We start from the raw sequence: 23,383 nt of genomic DNA on the forward strand, positions 1-23,383 counted from the left end.
CACTCCCGATCTTTTGGTTTTGTCGATGGTGAACAGGAGTGGAGTCGCCCGCGTATATGATAGAACCGGTCAACTGGATTCTTGGACAGGCTCTCTAGCCGGAACTATTAAGTTGAAGTAATACATTTGGTAACAATGAACATGGCAGCCAGTGAACCCCGCCGCCGATCAGTACAACTCGAACGTGTCGACGTCCGACTCGAGCGTGTCGAATCGGTCGCGCCGGATGCAACCGTTCGCCACGTCGACCAACTCGATTCGGACACGCTGGAGGCCGTGTACGCGGCTCTGTCGGCGGATCGATCCGTTCCGGCTGCGGGGACTGCGCTCGAGCCCGGCGAGGTGATCGTTTTCACGGACTACTTCCGCGTCGAGCGCGCCTGATACTGCCGGACAGAACTATTTGAAGATCGCTCGTTCATATTCGGCCGTCACCGCCGGCAACAGGCGGTTTTCGCGAGCGCCTTCTCACTGACTGCTGTCCGACAGTATGAACGGCGCTGGGAGACCGTGCGATGAGAGCGCCAGCATCTCGGTGTGAGTGTGCGGTATCGAAGTCGTTTTCCCACGTGCGCGCGTTCGGTGGCACATGAACGGCGATAGCGACATGACGCTGGCGTTCGAACTCGAGGCGCTGAAGGCACTCGCCTCGCCCGAGCGCGTATTCGAAGACGCCAGAGGGTGGACCGAGTACATCGGCGTCGTCTCGGAGAAGCCGACCTACGTCGTGACGAACTTCACGCGGAAGAACCGCGTCCGACAGGACTTCTTCTCCGGCCCCCGCGGGAAAGAAGAGAGCCTCGAGGGTGTCAAAGACCAGTTCGACACCGATCGGTACGTCTACATCGGTGCCAGCGAGGAAGACGAGGCACTCGCCGATGCGGTCGACTGGGAGTATCTTGCCGTCGAGGACGCCGCCGAAGCAGCCGACTGGATCCTGGCGACCCACGCCGACGAGGAGGGAGACGAGGACGAGCAGGTTCGCGATGACTGGCCCTAAGTAGTCGACGAGCACGCAGGGCCGGCCATCGATCACGTTGTGGACTGTTATCTCGAGGTGTACTCACTGTTTGTCGCCGCAATAGACTTCCCCAGCTATGACTGCCGGAGACGAGATGCGCATCGATCAGGACGTCATTGACGGGATTAGTACACTCGGCAACCGAACGCGCCTCGATCCTCGTTCGTAAGCTGTTGTCAATATGTAATAATTACGACAATACTTATGCCGTTTGTGGAGTACGAGTGAGTATGCAGACCGTCTCATTGACAGTGTGTGACGCGACGCCGACTCGGAGGATCGAGCATGGCGGCGATTGAACTCGAGGGGCTGACCAAACGGTTCGGTGACGTCGTCGCTGTCGACGGGCTCGATCTCACCGTCGAAGAAGGTGAGATCTTCGGCTTTCTGGGGCCGAACGGGGCAGGGAAGTCGACGACGATCGACATCCTGCTCGATTTCATCCGACCGACCGGCGGGACCGCGACCGTCCTCGGCTACGACGCCCAGTCAGAGGGGCTGGCCGTTCGAAACCGGATCGGCGTACTTCCGGACGCCTACCACGTCTACGATCGGCTGACCGGTCGCCAACACGTCGAGTTCGCCATCGAGATGAAAGGCGTCGACGAGGATCCCGACGCGCTCCTCGAGCGGGTCCGGGTCGCCGACGCCGCCGACCGGAAAGCCGGCGGCTACTCGAAGGGGATGCGCCAGCGGCTGATACTCGCCATGGCGCTGGTCGGCGATCCGGAGCTGCTCATCTTAGACGAGCCCTCGACCGGCCTCGATCCCAACGGTGCCCGCGAGATGCGCGAGATCATCCGCGCAGAGAACGACCGCGGCACCACCGTCTTCTTCTCGAGTCACATCATGGAGCAAGTCGAGGCGGTCTGCGATCGCGTGGCGATCATCGACGACGGCCACCTCGTCGCCGTCGACACGATCGACGGGCTCCGCGATGCGACGGAAGTCGGCGAGACGCTGTACGTCTACGTGTCGGCACTCGACGACAGCGTCCTCGAGCGCGTTCGAACACTCGAGGGCGTCGGGACGGCGGCGATCGACGACGGACGGCTACGGGTGACTGTCGACGGCGTCTCGAAGTTCGCCGTTTTACACGCTATCGACGAGATAACCGCCGTCCAGGACTTCTCGGTCGTCGAATCGTCGCTCGAAGACCTGTTCGTCCGCTACACGAACGACAGGCAGGAGGTCGAGGCATGACCTGGACCGCCGTTGCGAAGAAGGACTTCCGCGACGCCGTTCAGTCGCGGGCGCTGTGGGCGCTCGTCGGCGTCTTCGTGGTGCTGTCAGTCCTCTCGACGTACGCGTACGTCGAGGCTCCCGCACTGCTGGGCGCTGCAACGGAGGCGACGTTCGGTGGACTGATCTTCTTCACCATCGGCTTGGTCGGACTGTTCGTCCCGCTGTCTGCGATCGTCGTCTGTTACAAATCACTCGCGGGCGAGCGCGAACTCGGGAGCATCAAGCTGTTGCTCTCCTTGCCGACCACGCGCGGACAGGTCTTCGTCGGCAAAGTCGTCGGGCGGGCTACCGTCCTCGCCTTTGGCCTCGGCGTTGGTCTCGTCGTCGGCCTCGGCGTGGGTGCCGCGTTGATCGGCGATCTCGAGGCCGTCGCGCTCGTCGTCTTCGTCCTCGCCACGCTTTCGTTCGTGGCCGTCTACGCGACGATCGTGGTGGGGCTCTCGGCGACGACAGGGTCGACATCGCGCGCGACGACGCTCGCGCTTGGCTTTTTCGTCGTCTTCGAACTGCTCTGGGACGCGATCCCGATGGGGATCCTCTACGTCCTCGAGGGATTTTCGATCCCGTCAACGATGCCCGACTGGCTGTACCCCCTGTTACAGCTGTCGCCCTCTGCGGCGTACTTCTCGTCCGTCGTTGCGCTCTTGCCCAACCTCGCGGACGCGGCCAATGCTGAGTCGGGCCAGTCAGGGGCCGGCGCGCAGGCGGCAGCCGACGCGGCCGACCCCTTCTATACGAGTCCCGAGATCGGCATCGCCATCTTGCTCCTGTGGCTGCTCGTGCCGCTGGCCGTCGGTTACTACCGGTTCGACGCGTCCGATCTCTGAGACCGGCTGCCGTTCACTGAGTCCCGGCGCACGCCGACGATATCGCGTCGTTCGACGCCCCGAGTCGTCGCCCTTATCCCCTGTCCATCCGAAAAACGAGCAATGACACCACCCCCCGTTCCGGGTTCCGACGGTAGCGACGACCTCGAGCTTCCCTGCGGGGAGACCGTCGACCCTCACGCGATCGACTTGGGCATGCGCGAGTACCACTGTTCCTGTGGTGACGTCCACGCCGTCGTGACCGACGTGCATCCGCCCTCGCGCTTTTTCCCGGAGTCACTCGTGGCTATCCTCCAGGAGACGATCGACACCGACGACGAGTTCGAGGAGTTCGGCACGCCACACCTGATGGGCGTCGTCCTCGAGGAGTTCCCCGAGGACATCGCGGTCCACGACGCGGCCGACGACGGGGCCGTCGGCTACACCCTGCTGTGGATCGCCGACTTCGAGGCCCGGCGACTCCACGAGATCATCGTCGAGCTCGTCGTCGAACTCATGGAACACGCGATCAGCCACGCCGACGACGACGCCGCGATCACCGACTTCGAGTCCCAGATGCTCGAGTTCGACGTTGCCGAGTTCGTCGACCAGTACCGAACGCAACGCGAGTTCGAAAGCGAGTACGACCAGCCGATCTGATCGGCTTGGAGCCACGACGCGACGAGCGAGAACGGATTGTGTGTCGCCGATGGTCCGTCACGACGAGCCTCGAGTAGCGCTCAATAGTGTGTATGTGGATTACACTCTATCGATAGAACCGGCCGCTGGTTGGACACTCGGTACGTTTCGGGATTGGCGTTCTCTCGAGTTCGAATTTCGAAAAGCCATTTCGAGATTCGTACTGTATCGTGGGGCTTATTACGATGTACGAACTTCGATTCGACAGGACAAATGAGTACGGACACCGCCGTAGACGGCGAGACGGGGGACGGACGCACGATCCTGTTGATTGGGAGTGGCCCGATCCAGATCGGACAGGCAGCCGAGTTCGACTACTCCGGTGCACAGGCCTGCCGGGCGCTTCAGGAAGAAGGTGCTCGCGTCGTGCTCGTCAACTCGAACCCTGCGACGATCATGACCGACCCGGAGATGGCCGACCGGGTCTATATCGAGCCGATCACGACCGACGCCATCGCGGAGATCATCCGCGAGGAAAACCCCGACGGCGTCATCGCCGGCCTCGGCGGCCAGACTGGGCTGAACGTCACCGCCGAGCTCGCTGAGGAAGGCGTTCTCGAGGAACACGACGTCGAGATCATGGGGACGCCCCTGGACACGATCTACGCGACGGAAGACCGCGACCTCTTCCGCCAGCGCATGGAGAAGATCGGCCAGCCGGTCCCGAAGTCGACGACGATCGCACTCGACGAGGGCGAGGAAGTCTCGGAACTGACCGAAGACGACCTCGAGGAGCGCGTCCAAGACGCCGTCGACGAAGTCGGCGGCCTGCCGGTCATCGCCCGCACCACGTACACGCTGGGTGGCTCCGGCTCGGGCGTCGTCCACGAGATGGACGAACTCCTTCGTCGCGTCCGCAAGGGGCTGCGCCTCTCGCGCAACAGCGAGGTCCTCATTACGGAATCGATCGCCGGCTGGGTCGAGTACGAGTACGAAGTGATGCGCGACGCCGACGACTCGTGTATCATCATCTGCAACATGGAGAACATCGACCCGATGGGGATCCACACCGGCGAGTCGACGGTCGTCACGCCGTCCCAGATCGTCCCCGACGAGGGTCACCAGGAGATGCGCACGGCCGCACTCGAGGTCATCCGCGAACTCGGCATTCAGGGCGGCTGTAACATCCAGTTCGCCTGGCACGACGACGGCACGCCTGGCGGCGAGTACCGCGTTGTCGAGGTCAACCCGCGTGTCTCGCGCTCGTCGGCGCTGGCCTCGAAGGCGACCGGCTACCCGATCGCCCGCGTGACCGCGAAGGTCGCACTCGGCAAGCGCCTCCACGAGATCGAAAACGAGATCACCGGCGAGACGACCGCGGCGTTCGAGCCCGCGATCGACTACGTCGTCACCAAGGTGCCACGCTGGCCCAAAGACAAGTTCGACGACGTCGACTTCGAGCTGACGACGGCGATGAAGTCGACCGGCGAGGCGATGGCCATCGGCCGCACCTTCGAGGAGTCGCTGTTGAAGGCGCTTCGCTCGAGCGAGTACGAACCCGACGTCGACTGGGACGAGGTAAGCGACGAGGACCTCGAGGAACGCTACCTCGAGCGTCCGTCGCCGGACCGTCCGTACGCCATGTTCGAGGCGTTCGACCGCGGCTACACGGTCGATGAAGTCGTCGACCTGACCGGGATCTTCGAGTGGTATACCGAGCGCTACGCGAATATCGCCGACTCGACGGTCGCCGCCCAGGAGGGCGACTTCACCGAAGCCGCGATCACCGGCCACACCAACGCCAGCATCGCCGCGGCCGCCGGCTCGGATGTCGAGACCGTCGAGACCGAAGTCCCCGGCCGCACCTACAAACAGGTCGACACCTGTGCGGGTGAGTTCAAAGCCGAGACGCCGTACTACTACTCCTCGCGCAAAAACGAGTTCGAGAAAGGCCCGCTCGTCGGAGAGGCGGCCTCGGGCGAACTCGAGGTCGACCGTGACATCGAGAGCGTGATCGTCGTCGGCGGTGGCCCGATCCGTATCGGACAGGGTGTCGAGTTCGACTACTGTTCGGTCCACGCGGTTCGCGCACTGCGCGAACTGGGCATCGACGCCTACGTCGTCAACAACAACCCCGAGACCGTCTCGACGGACTACGACACCTCCGACGGCCTGTTCTTCGAGCCGATTACGGCCGAAGAGGTCGCCGACGTCGCCGAAGCGACCGGTGCCGACGGCGTGATGGTCCAGTTCGGCGGCCAGACGTCGGTCAACATCGGCGAACCCCTCGAGGACGAGCTCCAGCGCCGTGACCTCGACTGTGAGGTCATGGGGACCTCGGTCGAAGCGATGGACTTAGCCGAGGACCGCGACCGTTTCAACCTCCTGATGGAGGAAATGGGTATTTCCCAGCCCGACGGTGGCACCGCCTTCTCGAAGGAGGAGGCCCTCGAGCTGGCCCACGACATCGGCTACCCCGTCCTCGTCCGCCCCTCCTACGTGCTGGGCGGCCGCGCGATGGACGTCGTCTACAACGACGAGGAACTCGAGACCTACATCGAGGAAGCCGTTCGCGTCAGCCCCGAGAAACCGATCCTCGTCGACGACTTCCTCGAGAACGCGGTCGAACTCGACGTGGACGCGGTCTCGGACGGCCGCAACATCATCATCGGCGGCATCATGGAACACGTCGAAACCGCCGGCGTCCACTCCGGCGACTCTGCGTGTATGATCCCGCCGCGCTCGCTCGACGAGGACACCCTGGAACGCGTCCGCGAGGTCACCGAGGACATCGCCGAGGCACTCAAAACGAAGGGCCTGCTGAACGTCCAGCTGGCCGTCCGCGACGGCGAGGTCTACGTCTTGGAGGCCAACCCGCGTTCCTCGCGTACCGTCCCGTTCGTCTCGAAGGCGACCGGTGTCCCGATCGCCAAACTCGCCGCGAAGGTCATGGCCGGCGAGACGCTCGAGAGTCTCGAGGTCGACGAACAGATCCCCGAGCACACCTCGATCAAGGAGGTCGTTCTGCCGTTCGACCGCCTGCCGGGTTCGGACCCACGTCTCGGCCCGGAGATGAAATCCACTGGCGAGGTCATGGGCACGGCGAGCGACTTCGGCACGGCCTACTGGAAGTCCCAGCAGGCGGCTGACAACGCCGTCAGCGAGGGCACCGCCGTGGTCGATCTCGACGTCGACGGCTTCGAGCAGTTCTTCGACGTCGCGGAGTTCGACGACGTGCCACAGGCGATCCGCGAAAACGAGGTCGACTTCATCGTCAGCCGCGACCGCGACAGCCTCGAGATGGCCGTCGAGGAGGAAATCCCCTACCTGTCGACGGTGGCCAGCGCTGAGGCCTACGTCGAAGCCCTCGAGAGCTTCGACGGTGACCTCGAGGTCGCCGCCGTGACGGACCGTCCGAAGAACGTCGCCGAGTGGGGCAGTTCGGAGTAAGCGCATCGAGCTGGCCGTCCGCCCGCTCGAGTCTCAGCAGTTCTTTCTTGCCCGTCACGGGGTCAGGGAGTCACTAGCATCTTAGCGACCAAACCGAATATCGACGGTCGTCCCGTCGGTTTCCGTTTCTTCGATCCGTACCGTCGGGAGGAGTGTGCGCACCTGCGTCGGCACGAGGTTGCCGAGTCCCGTGCTGATCGCCGCGAGCCGCTTCCGACACAGCGTGTAGAGTCCTGCGAGCGCGACCAGCCAGAACAGGGTGACATCGGCGGCTGCCGGTGTCACGGCCGACGAGACCGCGACGGTCGCAAACGCCAGACAAACGAGGAAATCCTCCGGCGCGCCCGAGTAGCGGACGTATCGCCGCGGTCGGTGCCAGCGGCCGAGAACGTGGTTATAGACGCCGGTGTCCATAGTGGGGTTCCAGGGCTCGCGCTCGGCGCTGCCACCGAGCACGTCGGAAACGGCGTGCAGTGCTGCGGCCCCTACGGCGACCGTCAGGAGCAAGAGCGCCGACCACCCGGTGAGGGAGAACGCGGCGAACAGCAAGAGTGCGACGGCCGAAAAGCCGACCGGATAGTGAAGCGTCTTCCGATGGCTCGCAAGCAGGTCTGCGTCCGGTGCGAGGCCGCCGAGAAACGCCGCGAGCAAAAGCGGGCCACCGACGTGGTCGCCGATGACCGGAAGGACGACCACAGCCACCGCGAGACTCGCAAAGCCGTGCGTAAGCGCCATCATAGCGATACTGATCAGTATGTAGTTCTCAATACTGATAAACTGACGGCTTGTCACACAGGTTCACTCTGGAACTCGCTCTGAGTCGTCGAGCAAGAACGGGTCGCGATTCGGTTTAGGAACGCCGGCCACGAGCGCGACCGGGTGCGAGCCAGCCGGTCCTGCCACGCAGGTCCCTTCGATGGCGGCTCAGAGCAACGACGGTGTCTTTCGTTTTGCGTTCCCGATAACTTTGGTCAGGTACTGCCAGGTCGTCGTGCGCCGTCCGACGGCTGCAGTCCGACCGGCGCGCATCGACTCGAGGATCGCGTCAGCCGTCGGGGTGGCGGCTGCGGGAAGCCGGACTTCGGTGACGGCACGACCGACGTTTCCGGGTCGGTGAGCGTCGCTGCCACCGAACTGGGGATAGTCATGGCCCGTCGCGAACCGCTCTGCCTGTCGGTTACGGACGTTCGTGACGGCGTGGGCGTTGTAGACTTCGACGCCGTCGACATCGTCGATCGCTGCCCCGCGGGCCCCGTGTCGAGACCGCTGGAAGGGGTGGGGGACGACCGCGACGCCGCCAGCTGCCCGGACGGTGCGTGCCGTCTCGGCGAGAGGGCGGCCGGGGGCTGGAGCAGCGTCGACACCTATCGCGAGCAGATGGCCGTCGGCTGTCGAGACTTCGCATCCGACGATGACAGTGAGATCACGATCGGCTGCGAGTTCCGCGACGCGGACGGCTCCGTCGACCGTATCGTGATCCGTGACGACGACGCCGTCGAGTCCGACGGCTCGTGCCTGTTCGAGCAGCTCTTCGGGGGCCGTCACGCCGTCGTAGGACGCCGACGTATGAACGTGTGGGTCAATGCGGAGCGTTAGCGGTTGTCGGTCGCCGACAGCGTGGCCCGTCATAGGTAGCCGAACTCGAGGGCGAGCGCGAGTCCGGCAGCGACGACCGCGGCGAGGCCGGCCAGTGCGTGGCTGACATCGGTCTTGTAGGCCTTGTAGTCCGAGACCATCAGCGGGCAGGCGGCACAGATCAGCAGGCCTGCCAGCCAGCCGTTCCAGCCACCGACGAAGGTCGCGACGAAGTAGTTCGCGACGACGACGAGGTTCGTGTGGACGACGGTCGTTCCGTGATAGTAGCTGGCACCATCGTCGGAGCCAAACCCGTCGTTATTGTGTCGAACCAGCCGGAGCCCCCCAAAGGCGAGGACGAGAAAGCCCACGATGAGGCTAGCGAACACGCTCGGTGCGAGGACGAAGTGATACAGCAGTACCGCAGGAACGAGATACGCGAAAATATCGATAAACGAATCCACCTGTCGACCGAACGGCGACGACGTTCCCGTCCGACGGGCATACCAGCCGTCAGCTTTGTCGAGACAGAACGCGCCGAACATAGCCAGTAACGCCCAGTTTGGCTCCCCGCGAACGAACAACAGCGCGCTCGCCCACCCGACGAACAGCGCGCCGAGACTGATGTAGTCCGCACCCGTGAGCTGTCTGAATACGTTCGTTCTGTCGGTGGTGTTGACGACCCGCCGATCGGCGAGTTTGACCCGGTCTCGAACCCCTCGGATTGCCTCGCGAAGTTCACTCGTCATCCGTTCGGCTGGAGACAGTGCAGCAATCAGTATAAATCTGCCCCGTGAACTATTTACTTAGAAGTATTCTATATAGCTATTGTCGGCTACGTTCTCCTTGGTAGCGGTCGGCAGGCAGTGGAAGACTGCGTCCCCAGCGCGTTCGATCAGCCGAAAACTACACCGCTCGAGCCGCTCGATGCGAGAGCGGGCCGACCCTGACGTAGCGCCGACGCCGCCGTGTTTCGAAGCCGTGGCGTTCGAATAGCGCACGCGATGGACTGTTATCGAGAGCGACGAGTGCGGTGGCACGGCTGGCACCCTCTGCCCGTGCGTGTCGGCAGGCCTCGGCGACGATCGCCGTCGCGATACCGCGATTTCGGTGGTTGGGGTCGACGAAGACGCGTCTGATGTAGGCCCCCTCAAACGCCAGCGTCCGCTCTAGCGGCTTGATCTCGTGGGCGGCATCGAGCGATACAAAACAGTACCCGAGAGGGCGGCCGTCCTCGAGCGCCGCGACGATCCGTTCGTCGGGGCCCAGTTCGTCGACAGGTGCGTCGAGCGACGCTACCTGCGCTGGCAGACAGGTTTCGACCGTATACGAGCCGTCGCTGGTCGCATCGAACGCGGTTTCCTCCTCGAGCCTTGTGACGTATTCGTCCATCACCGTCGCCGTAATCCCGGCCCGTACGAGCGCGTCGTAGGCGGCGCGGCCGTACCGGTTGCGTGTCAGCCGCCACAGTTGTGGCATCGGTCGGCGGGTTTCGCCGCTGACGAAATAAAGGATCGGGTCGGTAGAGTCGCGTGACTCGAGCGGGACGGCGTCCGGACGTCGCCTCATCTATATAGATTCTCCCTCGACTCCTGTTCGGTCGAGCATCCGACGGTGCGTGATCACGCTGCTGGAGCAGTGGACCAGGTATGCCCGACCTGACAGCCGATTCACTCGAAGTCGTACCAGTCGAATCGCTCGACGGCGTACAGATAGGAGACGATCGGCGCGATCAGGCCGCCGATCAGGACGGTCCAGGCACCGATCGTGATCGTGTGGGCGGAAATCGAGATTGACGGCAGTGGCGACCACGCAGACACCGATGCGATCAAGCCGGCGATCAACTCGGGGGCCTCGAGATAGAGGACGGCGGCGGCACCCGACGGCAGTGCGATTGCGAGCGTATAGATGAAAAAGGCGGTCTTGCTCGGCATCACCGCCTCGCGGTTGTTGGTGACGTTGACGCTCCCAAAGCGAGGAAACGCCGAGCCGATCCCGGTTGCGAGCGCCGGCGTCGCAATTGCTCCGGCGACGGTCGTGACGGTCAGGGCGGCGCTTTGCTCGAGCTCGAGCGGGCTCGCGATCCCAAAGCCAAGCGAGACGATGAACGCGAGCGGGACGCCGACGAGCGCGCCGGCAAGTATCCGGCCGCGAATCGCCTGCCTGCCAGTCAGCGTCGACGTGACGACGGCGGGCAGGGCCGGCCCGAGATCGCCCAGCGGATTGAGCGTAAAGAGGACGCCAGCAGCCCAGACGGCGTACAGACAGAAGAGGACGGCCAGAAACGCCGGTACCGTCCCGAGTTCGACGATCTGCTGGATGAACCCGAGCGCGCCCAACAGCGGGTAGCCGGCGTAGGCCAACCGGATCGGGGCGCGTTTCGTCCGGCGGATCGCCGTCACCGTCACGGTTCGAACCGGCCGCGAGACGCGCCCTGCGAGGAGCGCAGTGAGCCGATCGGACGACGATCCCTCGTCGACCGGGTCGTCGTCGGTACGAGCCGGATCCGCGAACCAGTGGCGGTCTGCGGCGGGGACGGCGGCCGCAAGGGCGACGCTCGTAAGACAGACAGTGCCGACGATGGCCCCAGCGATCGCGGGTAGTGAAGGCTCGAGGCCGGGGATTCCGATCACCAGCAGGTGACCGGGCCAGCCCAGCGGGCTTGCCTGTAACGCGGTAAACAGCGTCCCCATGACCGCGTTGAGGCCACCGGTCGCGATCGCACCGAAGTAGGCGAGCCAGAACGCGGCGAACAGCAGCGTTCGATAGCGGGCGATCGGCTCGTAGACGGTGATCAGGTGCCGTACCCAGATGCCAACGAGGAAGCCGACCGGAACGGCGGTGACGACGACGAGCGCAACCGAGAGCGTCGCGGTGACGACGGGAATCGGCGTTCCCGCACCGGCCGCGAACGCGCCGGCGAAGAGTGCAGTGAGCGGGAGCACGACGACAGCGTAGCGCGCGACTTCGGCGGCGACGATGCCGACGACAGCGTTGCGAACTGCCGTCGACAACAGGAGGAACGCGGGCTCGTCGACGGCAGCGACTGCCGTGACGGTTCGCATGACCGTCATCACGGCCAGGAGCACCCACAGCACCGCGATCCCGCCTGTCACGTACTCGAGTACCGTCGTGGCGGTGTCGGTCGTGAGCGAGGCGGTGACGGCCTGCTCGCCCAGCGTCGGCAAGAGGGACACACCGAGGACCGTGATCGGGCCGAGCGCGACCACTGCGACTACGGCCATCAGGAGTAACTTCGTCCGGTCACCGGCGATCGAGCGAACGGTCCGGCGGAAATCGAGATCAGCGACAGTCAGCACAGCGTGTGCCATCACGAAACACCTCGAGTCGGTCGGCAGGAGGAGAGCAATTCCGGGCTCATAGTCGTGTTCGGGGTGTGCTGGCAGTAAACCCTTTGGATATCTGTCATTCGACCGCCCAAACATGACACACTTTTAATTAGACACCGTCAAACGAACGCGTATGCGCCCTGCCGATGCCCCCGCAATCGAAACCGACGGACTGACGAAGCGGTACGGCGAGACGACCGCCGTCTCGGAGCTGACGATGACCGTCGAACGCGGTACCGTCTATGGGTTTCTCGGACCCAACGGGGCGGGGAAGACGACCACGATGCGGATACTGACGACGCTGACGAGACCGACCGCAGGGACGGCCCGCGTCGCCGGCCATTCGATCACGGATCGCGAGTCGATTACCCCACACATCGGTTATCTGCCAGAAGAGCCGCCAGTCTACGACGAACTCACTGGCCGGGAACAACTCGAGTACGCTGCCGGCCTCCGAGACATCCCCGAGACCGAGGCAAGCGAGCGCATCGACGCGTTGCTCGAGCGCTTCGACCTGCTCGAGGACGCCCACAAGCGCATCGAGGATTACTCGAAGGGAATGCGCCAGAAGGTCGGCGTCATCCAGGCAGTCCTGCACGAACCGGCCGTGGCCTTCCTCGACGAACCGACCAGCGGGCTCGATCCCCGCGCGGCCCGGACGATGCGCGAGACCATCGCCGACCTCGCCGACCACGAAATGACGATCTTCCTCTCGACGCACATCCTCCCAGTCGTCGACGAACTGGCCGACGAGATCGGCGTCCTCCACAACGGGACGCTCGTCGCTGAGGACGACCCCGAACGGCTCAAGACCCGCGCCGAGACCGGCGACGCACGCAGTCTCGAGGACGTATTCCTCGAGATCACTCGCGAGCCGACGGACGAAGGACACACACGGGAGCACACGTTGGACTGACTTCTCGGCGACAGAGAGCCACTTAAATGGCGTCTCGTCCCCTCTCGAGGAGTTATGTCCACTACGTTTTAGTGGCAAGACATCGTACAGTCGTACGGAGGTGAGAATCGATGGTGACGAGAGACATCACTGGTATCGTCGACCGCTCTCGAATCGATGATCAGCCGTTGACGATCGACCGGTACGATCTCCTGTTGGGACTGATCCCGACAGCGTTCGTGGTTGCGTTTCTCGCTAGTCGATTACTCAGTCTTCCCTTCGAAGCGGCCGTTCTCGGCGGCGCAGCTATCGCGGCGCTCGCGCTGTTCGATGGCGTTTTCTTCCGGCCGCCAACGGGGCTTCGAGGGACGTGACACCGTCGCCTGTGGCTCGACAGCCGACGTTTGTGATCGACGGGACACCGCCCCTTGTCCGGTCCGACAGTATCAAAAACGACCGGGCTCTCGGTCACTGTATGGAGTATTACGAGGCGGCGGATTTCTTATTCGATCTCCGACGGTTCCGCCCGAAGCCGGGCACCGAGTCGACGGCCCGGTTGCTGTCTCACCTTGAGCACCCTCATGCCGACGTCGATTTCGTGCAGATCGCCGGCTCCAACGGGAAAGGGAGCACGGCCCGCATGCTCGAGCGAACCTTGCGGGAGGCTGGCTACTCCGTCGGCCTTTACACCTCGCCACATCTCGAGGACCTCCGCGAGCGGGTCCGCGTCGACGGCCGGAAGATTCCCCGGTCGGCCGTCTGTGAGTACGTTGAAGCGATCCGCGAGTACGTTACAACGCAGGCCGCCGACGGCGAGTCGCCCACCTTCTTCGAGGCGATGACGGCGATGGCGCTGTGGCAGTTCGGCCGCGAGGACGTCGACGTCGCCATCCTCGAGGTCGGCATCGGCGGCAAATACGACGCGACGAGCGTCGTCGATCCCGTCGCCAGTGCAGTGACGAGTGTCACGTTAGAGCATACGGGCATCCTCGGCGACACCGAAGCGGAGATCGCCCGCGACAAGGCCCACGTCGCACCCGCCGACGCGCCGCTGGTCACGGGCGTGACCGGCGAGCCACTCGAGGCGGTTCGTGACGTCGCCGGTGACGTGGTGACTGTCGGAACGGACACACAGCCCGACGTCTGCGTCACCTACGAGGGGCGGGCAAACCACATCGAAGCAACCGTCTCGATCGACGGCGACGACTGGGACCTCGAGACGCGGATCCCGCTGCTGGGCGAACATCAGGCGGTCAACGCCGGAATCGCGACAGTTCTCGCTCGGCAGTTCGCAGACGTCTCAGCGTCGGCCCTCGCCCGCGGGCTGCGAAGTGCCCACTGGCCGGGTCGGTTCGAAGTGATCGACACCGAGCCGCTGACCGTCCTCGACGGGGCGCACAATCCCGGTGCCTGCGAGCGACTCGGCGAGACGCTCACGACCTACGACTACGACGACCTCCACATCGTCTTCGGTGCGATGCACGAGAAAGAACACCGTGCGATGGCCGCCGCGTTGCCGACGCCCGAGCGTGTCGTGACGACCGAGCCGACGCTCGATCGCGCCGAAGATCCTGCCGTCCTCGCCGAGGCGTTCGCCGACACTGGTGTTGACACGGTCCGGACTGAAGCCACCGTTCAAGACGGGCTCGCACGCGCACTCGAGGCGGCCGACGGCGACGACTGCGTGCTCGTCACTGGCTCGCTGTTCGTCGTCGCGGAGGCACGCTCTCGCTGGACCCGAACTGACGTTCCAAAGCGTGTCCGCGACCTCGCCGATGCCCGCGACACACTCGAGGGGGCAAACGTCGCCGCAGGCGACATCGAGCGGCTGGACGGCGACGCCGTCCACCGGGTCGTCAGGACGGCGCTGCGGGACCGACAGGCGAGCGTCCTGAAAGAAGAGTTGCTGCGAGTGGGCGGGGAATGTGCCCTGTCGGGCATCGAGCGCGACGACGAGGCCGTCGACGCCGTATTGATGGGCACGCTCACCCAGTTCGAGTCGCTCGTCGAGGCGCTCGAGAGCCGATCGCGTCCCCACGGAGTGGCAGATGTCGCCCGGGAACTGCGAGATACCCTCGCGCTCGGGGCCGGCGCTGACGCCGCGGATCGACCGACACCGGCAGCGGGTCACACCGCGGGACGGTCCCGGTCGGCGTCCCCTTCTGCAGACGAGCCGCCCAGATCGGACACTCCCTGGATGGATCAGACGGCCGTCATGGGCATCTTGAACGTCACGCCCGACAGCTTCCACGACGGCGGCCAATACAACGCACTCGAGGACGCGGTAGCCCGCGCCGAAGCGATGGTCGACGCCGGGGCCGACGTGATCGACGTCGGTGGCGAATCTACTCGGCCAGGCTCCGATCCTGTCTCAGTCGACGAAGAACTGGATCGGGTCCTGCCCGTGATCGAGGAGCTCGCCGATCTCGACGCCATGCTCTCGGTCGACACCCGCCGAGCCGCCGTCGCCGACGCGACGCTCGCGGCCGGCGCGGACATCATCAACGACGTCTCGGGGCTCGAGGATCCCGAGATGCGCTTTGTCGTCGCCGACCACGACGCGAACTTGGTTGTGATGCATAGCATCGACGCGCCGGTCGTCCCCGACCGCGACGTCGCGTACGACGATGTCGTCGCGGACGTCCTCGATCAGCTCTCCGAACGCGTGTTACTCGCAGAGAAGGCTGGCCTCGATCGCGAGCAGATCATCGTCGACCCCGGTATCGGCTTCGGCAAGACCGCAGCGGAGAACTTCGAACTCCTCGAGCGGATCGACGAGTTCCACGCACTCGGCTGTCCCGTCCTGTTTGGCCACTCCCACAAGTCCATGTTCGAACACGTCGGTCGCGAGCCGGGCGACCGCCTCGAGGCAACCGTCGCTGCGACGGCACTTGCGGCCGATCGCGGGGCCGACATCGTGCGTATCCACGACGTCGCAGAGAACGTCGCCGCGGTTCGGACGGCGCTTGCAGCGCGCGATCCAACGCGGTTTCACTGGCAGTCGTAATCCACCGCTTCCCTGTCCGGTTCCCCTCCGTTCGAACGGCCGTTCTCGTCAGTAATAGCCACTCGCAACACGTATTGGTTATCATATAGGTTTAGTGTCTCGGTTCCTTACCACGACACGAGGATGAGGAAGCTATCCGACAACTGTAGAGAACACCTCGAGCAAGCGTTACAAACCGACGATCCGAGCGAGAAGGATTTTCACATTCGGCAGGTGATGCAGGTGTGCGGTGTCGATCACCTTCCGGACGAGTCCGACGCGGAGTAACGAACCGTTCTCGATCCGTCGAGCCAAATCGATAGCTGCTGCTCAGTCGATCGTCTCCGCACGACCGGGAGCGTGCTCGTCCGGCCCGCAGCCAAGCGACCGATGCGGACAGCGTCGGCAGTGCTCGCCCGGTGTCGTCTCGTGAAACGACGGCTCGTCGACTGCCGCGAGCGTCTCGCGGACCGCGTCCCACGACGGGAGCGCGTCGCGCTCGAACAGGTCGACACGAGGGCCGTCGACGTCACCGACGTAGACGTAGCCGGCTGCCGAGATCGGGTCGTCGAACCGGTCCGCACAGGCACGTAGGTAGAGCGCAATCTGGACGGCGTCGTCGGGCGCGATCCGTTCTGTGGTCGCCTTGTAGTCGAGGAGCGCCAGCCCACCGTCGGGACGTCGCCGGATCGAGTCGACGTACCCGACCACGTCCCCCGTCACGCCGACGACATCCTCGAGCGAGAAAGGAAGCTCAGCAGCCAGTGGCTCCCAGTCGGCGACCGGGCGATCGATATCGGGTGCGCTCGCCTCGAAGTAGCGGTCGATACAGGCGAGGACGGCCTCGCGGTGAGTGAGCAAATCGCGTGCGGTGAGTTGTCGAATCGCGGCCTCGCGCCACGCCTCGCGAGTGTGGTACTCGCGATGGAAGGCCTCTTCGGCGACGTCGTGGAAGACGGTGCCGACGATTCGTGACGCTGGGTCGTCGGTCGCTGGGACCGGTCCGCCGTTCGTCTCGGTCACTTCGCTGCCGGCCGCCGATGTGGGATGTGGATCGTCGATCGCCCGAACGACGTGATCCAGGTAGTGTTTCCGCGGACAGGTCTCATGGGTGTCGATCGCGGAGTAGCTGTGGCGCATCGCGACCGGGAGTTCCGTCGTGGACGCGAGCGTCTCGACCGGGAAGCGGACGGTCTCGGTCGTCAACGCAGAGAGTTGCCGGCTGCCCGGAACCTGAATCTCGCCCCCCGGACCAGCACTGTCGCGGCCGTCCACGGGCCGACCGTAGCTCGCCGCGTCGGCCGCCGGCAACAACTGTCCGTCCCGGAGCAATCGTCCCAGCCGGTGGACGGTCTCGATCGCCTCGCGCGTCTCGAGGGGTTCGACGGGCCGGTCACCGTAGTCAGCATAGTAGGTGATCGTCCCCGGACTCTCACTGGCCGAGGCGGCGATCTCGTCGGTTCGATCGACGACCGTCTCGGGGTAGATCTCCCGCACTCGCTCGAAGCTCTCGGTCAGCGACGCCCACAGATCCATCCGCCGGCCGGCCACCGACCACTCGATGTCGCTTGCCAGACAGGCGTCGGCAGTCGACACCGCGAGTTCGGTCTCGTCGCCGTCGTAGGCATACTCCGAGCCGAACAGGAACAGGTGGTTCTCGGCGCGGGTAAGCGCGACGTGGAGCACCCGCCACTCCTCACCGACCGTCTCGGCTGCCAGATCCGCACAGAGCGGGGAGTCAACGTCGTCATCGAGCGCGGCGGTCAACAGCCGGTGGCGGGCCCGCTCGACGTAATCGCCGTCGACACACCACTCCTCATCCGAGAGGTACGGAACCAAGACCGTATCGAACTCGAGACCCTTGGCCTGATGGACCGTCATCACGTCGACGCTGTCGGCGGATTGCGTTCCGCGGGTTCGATCGCTGTCGCCGCCCTGAAGTGTCTCGGCAAGCGCGTCGACGAATTCAGTCGATAGCGACTGGATGACCCCGTCGGTGTCGTAGACCTCGACGAACCGCTCGATGCGATCGAACTCGGCTCGCTCCTCGCTCGTACAGAACCACTCGATTCGGGTCAGATCACGGAACCGGCGCAGAAAGCCCGCCAGCGGGTAGACGTCCCGAAATCGCTCGAGTTGCTCAAGATGATCGCGAACCCGCTCGAGCCGATCGGGCTGTGTGAGCCGCTCGGCGTCGATGGCCATCACGGCGTCGTGCAGCGATCCCGGCTGTCCGTGCAGCGTCGCAAGATCGTCTTCCGTGAACCGGTAGCGGGCGAGCAACACGCGCCGGAGGTGGGCATCGGCATCCAGGTCGACGAGGACCCGGAGATACGACAGCACCGTTTGCAGTCCGGGCGAAACGTCGCCACGGGGCGAGCCGGAGATTTCGTAGGGGAGCTGTTGGTCACGGAGGGCGTCCGCGATCGCCTGGGCGTGGCGATTCGTCCGGACGATAACCGCGATATCGCCCAGCTCGCGCTGTGGGACGTTCGCGGCCGCACCATTGAGCAGCCGCGAGACCGTCGTCGCGACCCCCGCAGCCGTCGATCCTGGGATCGCGTCGCTTTCGACCTTGACGACGCGGTCCGGCGGATCAGCTTCGGCGTAGGTGCCTCGCGTTCGGCCGTCCTCGCGCAGCGTCTTCGATGACTGCGGCCCATAGTCACAGGCGTTCGTCAGATCGAGTATCTCCTGTCGCGATCGGAAGTTACGCTCGAGCTCGATCGCCTCGTGGTCGTCGTAAGCGTCAGCCAGTCGATCGAGTCCCTCGCGGTCGGTGCCACGCCAGCCGTAGATCGCCTGGTCCTTGTCGCCGATCGCGAGCAGGTCCGGCCGATCGGGGCCGTCCGTGAGTGCAGTGAGCAGGGAAAACTGCGTCTCGTCGGTGTCCTGAAACTCGTCGCAGTAGACCTGCGTCCACTGGTCCGTGATCTCGTCCGTGATCGCCGTGTCATCGAGCAGGCAAGTTGCCGTCCGAACGAGCTCGTCGAAATCGAGCGCGTCCTCTGCGTCGAGAGCGTCGTGGTAGTCCGCATAGACATCGGTATAGTGACGAGCCAGCCGAAGGAACTCGACGTAGTGTTTCAGCCGCCCGAACGGCGTCTGTTCGATTCGACTCGTCGCTGTCCCCCAGATCTGGTTGCCGAACAACGCCCGCGGCAGGTGTTTCGTAGTGGGGTCGTCGAGCGAGAGCGTCTCGATCGCGTTCGTCACGCACTGCTGGAGCACCCGGAGATACCGATCGACATCACGAACCAGCTCGGCCTCGCGGAAGGCCGCCGGCGCTTCCGCGATCTTCTCGCGACAGTACGAGACGAGTTTCCCGTAGTCGATCAGCGACTCGCGGGCCTGCTCGACGTGTTCCTCCCGGTTGAAATACCGCAGCGCTTCGTTGTCGAACGACAGGGTCTCGTCGGCGCGCCGCTCGAGCCAAAGGACGAACTCGTGACAGAGCTCGAGGGTCCGCACCGGCGGCAGCGCCGCCTGCAGCGCATCGGGCGTGACGTTCTCCTGACTCATCGTCCCGATGAACTGGTCGACCGCAGCCGTGAGATCGGCCGGTGAACCGTCGTGTTTCGACGCAGCTGCGAAGCCGTAGTCGTTGTCCGCAAGCAGGCGGCCAACGAGCCGTCGCCGTTTGCGCTCGGTGACGACCTCGAACTCGGGCGAGTAGCCCAGATAGTAGGCGTACTCTCGGACGAGCCGATAACAGAACGAGTGGTAGGTGTAGACGTCGATCGCCGCCGCTGCGTCGGGGTCGAGCCGTTCGGCGACCGCCGCGCGGATGCTCGCAGCGGCCTCGTTCGCGAAGGTCAACACGAGCACGTCGTCGGGCTCGACGTCACCTCGCTCGATGGCGCGCTCGAGCCGAACGAGCATCGTCGTCGTCTTCCCGGTTCCGGCACCGGCGTCGACGGACGTACAGGCTGTGCGGCTCTCGATGACTGCGTTCTGGTTGCCCTTCGGCTCGATCTCGTCCGCGGGTGCGAGCGTGTCGCGCTCGCGGTCGGTTCGGCGCGGTCTCTCAGCCATCAAAGCTCACCTCCGTTGCGATGTGGTCCTGACAGCAGACCGTATACTCACAGTCAGGACAGGCGTGCTCTGCGATCCGATCCCAGCTGTCGGCTGGATCGAACGATCCCGAACACAGGTCCGCAACGACCGCCGCCAGCCGGCTATCGACCGTCTCGTTTCGGTGCTCGTGGGTCATGCCGAACGTGTGGTGGTCGACGTAGACCTCGGTCAGATCGGCGACCTCGAGACCCGTCTCGACCGCGTCCCGAACCCAGTTGACCGTCAGTCCCGACCTGTCGGCAAGCGGGATCTGGAGGTATCGACAGGTTCGATCCTCGAGTCCGAGCCGATCACGAAGCCCGCGAAGGCCGTCAAGGACGACGGCAGTCTCGAGGAGCGCACCGACGGGACCGGGCTCGAACACGTCCGACTCGTCGTCGAAGTGGTCGGTAAAGCGGTCGGCAACGTCGCCCTCCCAGTCGGATCGATAGCGAAGCCAGCCAAGCGACGCAAGCGTCGGGACGAACCGGACGCCGACGAGCGACGAGCCGTCGCCGGAGACGTAGTCGACCGTCGCATCGATCGTTACCGCGTCCGCATCGCCTGCAGCGTTCAGTTCCGGAAGCGAAACCGTCCTCGAGAGCGCCAATTCAGGCCCGATCAGTTCGTCGCGGGCCGCCGTGGCGTCGAGCTGTGAGATCCCCGCGGCGTGGTCCGTTCCAACCTTCGTGACGTAGGCAGCGAGCGTCGCCTCAAGGACCCGCCGTTCGTGGCGGCGCTGGGCGACAGAGTGAAAGCGCTCGTCGTACTCGTCCCAGCGCGTCGCAAGCCGGTCACGGGCGACCTGCTCGAGTGCGTCAGGGTCTGTCTCCCCATGTCGGAGCGCATCACAGATCGCGGCTCTGAGGAGCGCGATCCGGTCGCCGACCGTGTCATCGTCGCCCATCTCGAGGTCGTGGCGGTGGGCGAACTCGTACCGGCGCGGACAGTGAAGATAGGTTCGGAGACCGTCGACGGTGAGCGAATCGCCTCGGGTCGCCGTGTCAGTCATCGCGGACCACCTCACCCGCGGCGAACTCGAACTGCGACCGGACCGCATCAGCGAGGTCGGCGTCGACATCACCCTCCTCGAGGACGACCGCGATCTCCTCGAACAGCGCTTCTGTCTCGCCGAGATCGGCCTCGCCGCCGGTACTGGCCTTCCGGAGCACCCGCTCGAGTTCGCCCCGTGGCTGGGCGAGCAGTGCCTCGAGGGCGTTCGTCTCACCGTGGATCGCCACACCGGCGCTCGCGTCGACGTCCGCAAGCGTGAGTCCGGGCGTCGCGTCGATCAGTTGCAGATAGCGGGATTCGTCGTAGCTCCGGCGCAGACCACCGGCACCGCGTTCGTAGGAACAACAGTAGAGGGCCCGCTCGGCAGCGCGGGCACCGAGTGCAAGCTGGCGGCGGGAGCGCTGGGCATGGTACGTCTCGAAGGGGTCGCCGACATCGGCGGTGTCGACTGTCGCGAAGGTGTCGGTGATCGCCTCGAGGGAGGGATCGGTGACAGCCGGATAGGCAGTCATCTGCCGAAGCCACGCCTGCGGGAACAGTTGCGTAAGAAACTGCTCGCCAGGATAGGTCTCGTCGATCAGATCGAGCAGGAACACCGCGTTCCGTGAGTCGTATTTCAGGTCGTCGATGGCACAGACGGTGACGCCACCGGTCGGCGGCCGCGTCTCGACTGCGTGGACGTAGGGTGCGTCGTACCGGATCGTCCGTCGAAGCATCCGGCGCAATCCCTGCCAGTCCGGCCCGACGAGGTCGGTCTCCTCGACGAAGTCGGCGATTTCGAGTACCCGACGGATGCCCTCGTACTGCTCGCGGGCGTCGACCCATTCCTCCTCGCGGGCGATCCGGTCTTTCAGGTCGGTGCGGCGGATCCAGCGCTCGAGCGAGCGCCGAACGCTCGCGCCGGCAGTGTCCGCGAGCAGGGCGGGCGAAAAGTCGGGGACACGAGCCCGAAGGCGGTCGATCGACGCGGCTCGCGGATCGCTCGCGCCTTGCGTCGTGGCAGATGCGAGTCGCTCGAGGGAGTCTCCGTCACGGTCCCGTTCGCACTGGCACGTGACGACAGCGTAGAGTTCGTTTACAGCGGGGTCTTCGGCCAGTGAGGGGGTCCCGATCGTGGCGGTCGGAACGCCGGCGTCACGGAGTCGCCGTCTGATCTCGGGAACTCGTTCGATCCGCGGGGCGGCGACGGCGAACGCGTCGTAGGACCAGCCGTGGCGGTCGCGAAGCGACTGGATCTCGGTGGCGACCGCCCGGACCTGTTCGCGGGCGGTTTCGGTGCGGATGCGTCGTGCACATCCCCTTGGATCGCTGTCGGCGGTTGTGGGTTGCTCCGGCGGCTCACCGGTCGCCAGAAACCGCACGATCGACTGGTGTGGCGGCCTGGCATCCGTTGTGCGCACTGTCTCGGGCTCGAGCGACTCGACTGTAAGCCCCGCGGCAGCTGCGATTTCGTCGACCGAACCGGGTTCGACGCGCGTCCGCTCGACGCTGACGTGGCGTTCGCCGAGACAGACCAGCTCGGCGTCGCGCGTGAGCGCAGCGAGGTACCGGCGGTCGAGCTGACGGTATTCCTCGAACTCGACGGCGAGGATGGCATCGAAGGAGGCTGTCACGCGCGTCCGAAGGCCATCGGCGTCAGCCTCGAGCAAGTCGACTGCCTGCGGGATCACGTCTGCCCGCTCGACGTAGCCCCGATCGTCGAGTTCCGCGTGGAAGCGGTCGTTCATCGCGTACAGAAAGGCCAGGCAGTCGTGGGGATCGTCGAGGTCGTCGAGGCGGAGCCGTTGACGGGTCGCCGCGAGCAGCAGTTGCCCCACGTCGCGCGTAAAGCTCTCGTGGGCGGCCGCCCGCTCGAGATAGTCCGGAACCGAACGGCTCGCCCCGTCGATCACAAGCGAAATGAGTTCGATCCGTTCCTCGTACTCGAGGCGGTCCAGCGTTGGATCGTACTCCTCGATTGTCTTCGAGGCGTGTTCCGGCAGCGACTCGATACGGGGCGAGCGAGGCCCCCCGTCGGCCCGCGCGAGATCAGCGTCGGCCAGCGCCTCGGTCAGCGACTCGAGGCCCGTCGGGTGCCGTTTCAAGACTAACACGTTGCGCGGGCCATACTCGTCGGCGAGCGCAGCGTACTCGGAAGCGACGGCCGCGAAGACGTCGCTCCCGGGTGCAGGCGCGGGGAGGAGCTTGCAGGTACCTTCGAGCGTGGGCGGCATAGTCATCGATCGTACGTCACCGAGTATGACCGATTTCCTATTTAAATGTAGGCACACTCGAGTACTGGTGCTATAGTAGCCACTGAAAGTCAATGCACACCCGATCGCACGACTGCTGTGCGATCGGTGTAAA

At 64.8% G+C, this 23,383-nt stretch carries 18 protein-coding genes; 10 read left to right on the forward strand and 8 right to left on the reverse strand.

All coding sequences use genetic code 11. From position 1 onward, the window contains the following. Positions 1 to 135 precede the first annotated feature (135 nt). The 6 genes from BSG09_RS03435 to carB all read left to right on the forward strand — a co-directional run bounded on the left by BSG09_RS03435 (position 136) and on the right by carB (position 7,161). The gene (locus tag BSG09_RS03435; RefSeq protein WP_092930170.1) at positions 136 to 384 is read left to right on the forward strand and encodes a hypothetical protein; all 249 of its coding nucleotides are present in this window, start codon (positions 136 to 138) and stop codon (positions 382 to 384) included. 205 nt (positions 385 to 589) lie between these two features. Continuing rightward, a complete protein-coding gene (locus tag BSG09_RS03440; protein ID WP_008011092.1) occupies positions 590 to 1,000 on the forward strand; it encodes a DUF7124 domain-containing protein in 411 nt (136 codons plus the stop codon). 306 nt (positions 1,001 to 1,306) lie between these two features. Beyond that, positions 1,307 to 2,224 carry an ABC transporter ATP-binding protein gene (locus BSG09_RS03445; protein WP_092930173.1) on the forward strand — a complete coding sequence of 306 codons (918 nt, stop codon included), beginning with the start codon at positions 1,307 to 1,309 and terminating at the stop codon, positions 2,222 to 2,224. Then, positions 2,221 to 3,093 (forward strand): ABC transporter permease subunit, encoded by an 873-nt coding sequence (locus BSG09_RS03450; RefSeq protein ID WP_092930176.1) that lies wholly within the window; start codon positions 2,221 to 2,223, stop codon positions 3,091 to 3,093. The genes BSG09_RS03445 and BSG09_RS03450 overlap by 4 nt, the downstream gene beginning before the upstream one ends. A 102-nt stretch (positions 3,094 to 3,195) precedes the next feature. Then, complete coding sequence (locus BSG09_RS03455) at positions 3,196 to 3,732, forward strand: DUF5815 family protein (protein WP_092930179.1); 537 nt, start codon at positions 3,196 to 3,198, stop codon at positions 3,730 to 3,732. A 252-nt stretch (positions 3,733 to 3,984) separates the two neighbouring features. Beyond that, the gene (carB, locus tag BSG09_RS03460) at positions 3,985 to 7,161 is read left to right on the forward strand and encodes a carbamoyl-phosphate synthase large subunit (protein WP_092930182.1); all 3,177 of its coding nucleotides are present in this window, start codon (positions 3,985 to 3,987) and stop codon (positions 7,159 to 7,161) included. An 81-nt stretch (positions 7,162 to 7,242) separates the two neighbouring features. Here the strand turns inward: carB and BSG09_RS03465 are convergent, their stop codons facing one another. The 5 genes from BSG09_RS03465 to BSG09_RS03485 all read right to left on the reverse strand — a co-directional run bounded on the left by BSG09_RS03465 (position 7,243) and on the right by BSG09_RS03485 (position 12,068). Further along, on the reverse strand, positions 7,243 to 7,899 hold the full coding sequence (locus BSG09_RS03465; protein WP_092930184.1) for a hypothetical protein: 657 nt from the start codon (positions 7,897 to 7,899) through the stop codon (positions 7,243 to 7,245). Positions 7,900 to 8,085: 186 nt separating this feature from the next. Next, on the reverse strand, positions 8,086 to 8,790 hold the full coding sequence (locus BSG09_RS03470; RefSeq protein WP_092930187.1) for a CehA/McbA family metallohydrolase: 705 nt from the start codon (positions 8,788 to 8,790) through the stop codon (positions 8,086 to 8,088). Beyond that, positions 8,787 to 9,485: a CDP-alcohol phosphatidyltransferase family protein gene (locus tag BSG09_RS03475; RefSeq protein WP_092930190.1), complete on the reverse strand. Its 699-nt coding sequence runs from the start codon at positions 9,483 to 9,485 to the stop codon at positions 8,787 to 8,789. Before BSG09_RS03475 ends, BSG09_RS03470 begins: the two co-directional genes overlap by 4 nt. Positions 9,486 to 9,642: 157 nt before the next feature. Next, a complete protein-coding gene (locus BSG09_RS03480) occupies positions 9,643 to 10,305 on the reverse strand; it encodes a GNAT family N-acetyltransferase (protein WP_223174733.1) in 663 nt (220 codons plus the stop codon). A 101-nt stretch (positions 10,306 to 10,406) separates the two neighbouring features. Continuing rightward, positions 10,407 to 12,068, reverse strand: coding sequence for a hypothetical protein (locus tag BSG09_RS03485; RefSeq protein ID WP_092930193.1), 1,662 nt, complete (start codon positions 12,066 to 12,068; stop codon positions 10,407 to 10,409). A gap of 151 nt (positions 12,069 to 12,219) precedes the next feature. Here BSG09_RS03485 and BSG09_RS03490 point away from each other — a divergent pair, with 151 nt between their 5' ends. The 4 genes from BSG09_RS03490 (at position 12,220) to BSG09_RS20625 (ending at position 16,255) form a co-directional block, all read left to right on the forward strand. Further along, positions 12,220 to 13,002, forward strand: a complete 783-nt coding sequence (locus BSG09_RS03490; RefSeq protein WP_092930196.1) for an ABC transporter ATP-binding protein — start codon at positions 12,220 to 12,222, stop codon at positions 13,000 to 13,002. A 110-nt stretch (positions 13,003 to 13,112) separates the two neighbouring features. Further along, positions 13,113 to 13,355 (forward strand): hypothetical protein, encoded by a 243-nt coding sequence (locus BSG09_RS03495; RefSeq protein WP_092930199.1) that lies wholly within the window; start codon positions 13,113 to 13,115, stop codon positions 13,353 to 13,355. A gap of 101 nt (positions 13,356 to 13,456) precedes the next feature. Beyond that, complete coding sequence (folP, locus tag BSG09_RS03500; RefSeq protein WP_092930202.1) at positions 13,457 to 15,988, forward strand: dihydropteroate synthase; 2,532 nt, start codon at positions 13,457 to 13,459, stop codon at positions 15,986 to 15,988. 123 nt (positions 15,989 to 16,111) lie between these two features. After that, on the forward strand, positions 16,112 to 16,255 hold the full coding sequence (locus BSG09_RS20625) for a hypothetical protein (protein ID WP_175542133.1): 144 nt from the start codon (positions 16,112 to 16,114) through the stop codon (positions 16,253 to 16,255). A gap of 42 nt (positions 16,256 to 16,297) precedes the next feature. Here BSG09_RS20625 and BSG09_RS03505 read toward each other — a convergent pair whose 3' ends face one another. Genes BSG09_RS03505 through BSG09_RS03515 form a run of 3 tightly spaced genes read right to left on the reverse strand, consistent with a single transcriptional unit; the run spans position 16,298 to position 23,256 of the window. Then, positions 16,298 to 20,002, reverse strand: a complete 3,705-nt coding sequence (locus tag BSG09_RS03505; RefSeq protein WP_092930205.1) for a UvrD-helicase domain-containing protein — start codon at positions 20,000 to 20,002, stop codon at positions 16,298 to 16,300. Next, positions 19,995 to 21,035, reverse strand: a complete 1,041-nt coding sequence (locus BSG09_RS03510; RefSeq protein ID WP_092930208.1) for a PD-(D/E)XK nuclease family protein — start codon at positions 21,033 to 21,035, stop codon at positions 19,995 to 19,997. Before BSG09_RS03510 ends, BSG09_RS03505 begins: the two co-directional genes overlap by 8 nt. Then, positions 21,028 to 23,256, reverse strand: a complete 2,229-nt coding sequence (locus BSG09_RS03515; protein ID WP_092930210.1) for a PD-(D/E)XK nuclease family protein — start codon at positions 23,254 to 23,256, stop codon at positions 21,028 to 21,030. Before BSG09_RS03515 ends, BSG09_RS03510 begins: the two co-directional genes overlap by 8 nt. Positions 23,257 to 23,383 lie beyond the last annotated feature (127 nt).

It is taken from the genome of Natrinema hispanicum (assembly GCF_900111485.1).
Taxonomy (GTDB): domain Archaea; phylum Halobacteriota; class Halobacteria; order Halobacteriales; family Natrialbaceae; genus Natrinema; species Natrinema hispanicum_A.

Bases quoted from the DNA above. Each gene is read 5' to 3' on its own strand.
- BSG09_RS03435 (WP_092930170.1), top strand. From the start codon at position 136: ATGAACATGGCAGCCAGTGAACCCCGCCGCCGATCAGTACAACTCGAA.
- BSG09_RS03440 (WP_008011092.1), top strand. From the start codon at position 590: ATGAACGGCGATAGCGACATGACGCTGGCGTTCGAACTCGAGGCGCTG.
- BSG09_RS03445 (WP_092930173.1), top strand. From the start codon at position 1,307: ATGGCGGCGATTGAACTCGAGGGGCTGACCAAACGGTTCGGTGACGTC.
- BSG09_RS03450 (WP_092930176.1), top strand. From the start codon at position 2,221: ATGACCTGGACCGCCGTTGCGAAGAAGGACTTCCGCGACGCCGTTCAG.
- BSG09_RS03455 (WP_092930179.1), top strand. From the start codon at position 3,196: ATGACACCACCCCCCGTTCCGGGTTCCGACGGTAGCGACGACCTCGAG.
- carB (WP_092930182.1), top strand. From the start codon at position 3,985: ATGAGTACGGACACCGCCGTAGACGGCGAGACGGGGGACGGACGCACG.
- BSG09_RS03465 (WP_092930184.1), bottom strand. From the start codon at position 7,899: ATGATGGCGCTTACGCACGGCTTTGCGAGTCTCGCGGTGGCTGTGGTC.
- BSG09_RS03470 (WP_092930187.1), bottom strand. From the start codon at position 8,790: ATGACGGGCCACGCTGTCGGCGACCGACAACCGCTAACGCTCCGCATT.
- BSG09_RS03475 (WP_092930190.1), bottom strand. From the start codon at position 9,485: ATGACGAGTGAACTTCGCGAGGCAATCCGAGGGGTTCGAGACCGGGTC.
- BSG09_RS03480 (WP_223174733.1), bottom strand. From the start codon at position 10,305: ATGAGGCGACGTCCGGACGCCGTCCCGCTCGAGTCACGCGACTCTACC.
- BSG09_RS03485 (WP_092930193.1), bottom strand. From the start codon at position 12,068: ATGGCACACGCTGTGCTGACTGTCGCTGATCTCGATTTCCGCCGGACC.
- BSG09_RS03490 (WP_092930196.1), top strand. From the start codon at position 12,220: ATGCGCCCTGCCGATGCCCCCGCAATCGAAACCGACGGACTGACGAAG.
- BSG09_RS03495 (WP_092930199.1), top strand. From the start codon at position 13,113: ATGGTGACGAGAGACATCACTGGTATCGTCGACCGCTCTCGAATCGAT.
- folP (WP_092930202.1), top strand. From the start codon at position 13,457: ATGGAGTATTACGAGGCGGCGGATTTCTTATTCGATCTCCGACGGTTC.
- BSG09_RS20625 (WP_175542133.1), top strand. From the start codon at position 16,112: ATGAGGAAGCTATCCGACAACTGTAGAGAACACCTCGAGCAAGCGTTA.
- BSG09_RS03505 (WP_092930205.1), bottom strand. From the start codon at position 20,002: ATGGCTGAGAGACCGCGCCGAACCGACCGCGAGCGCGACACGCTCGCA.
- BSG09_RS03510 (WP_092930208.1), bottom strand. From the start codon at position 21,035: ATGACTGACACGGCGACCCGAGGCGATTCGCTCACCGTCGACGGTCTC.
- BSG09_RS03515 (WP_092930210.1), bottom strand. From the start codon at position 23,256: ATGACTATGCCGCCCACGCTCGAAGGTACCTGCAAGCTCCTCCCCGCG.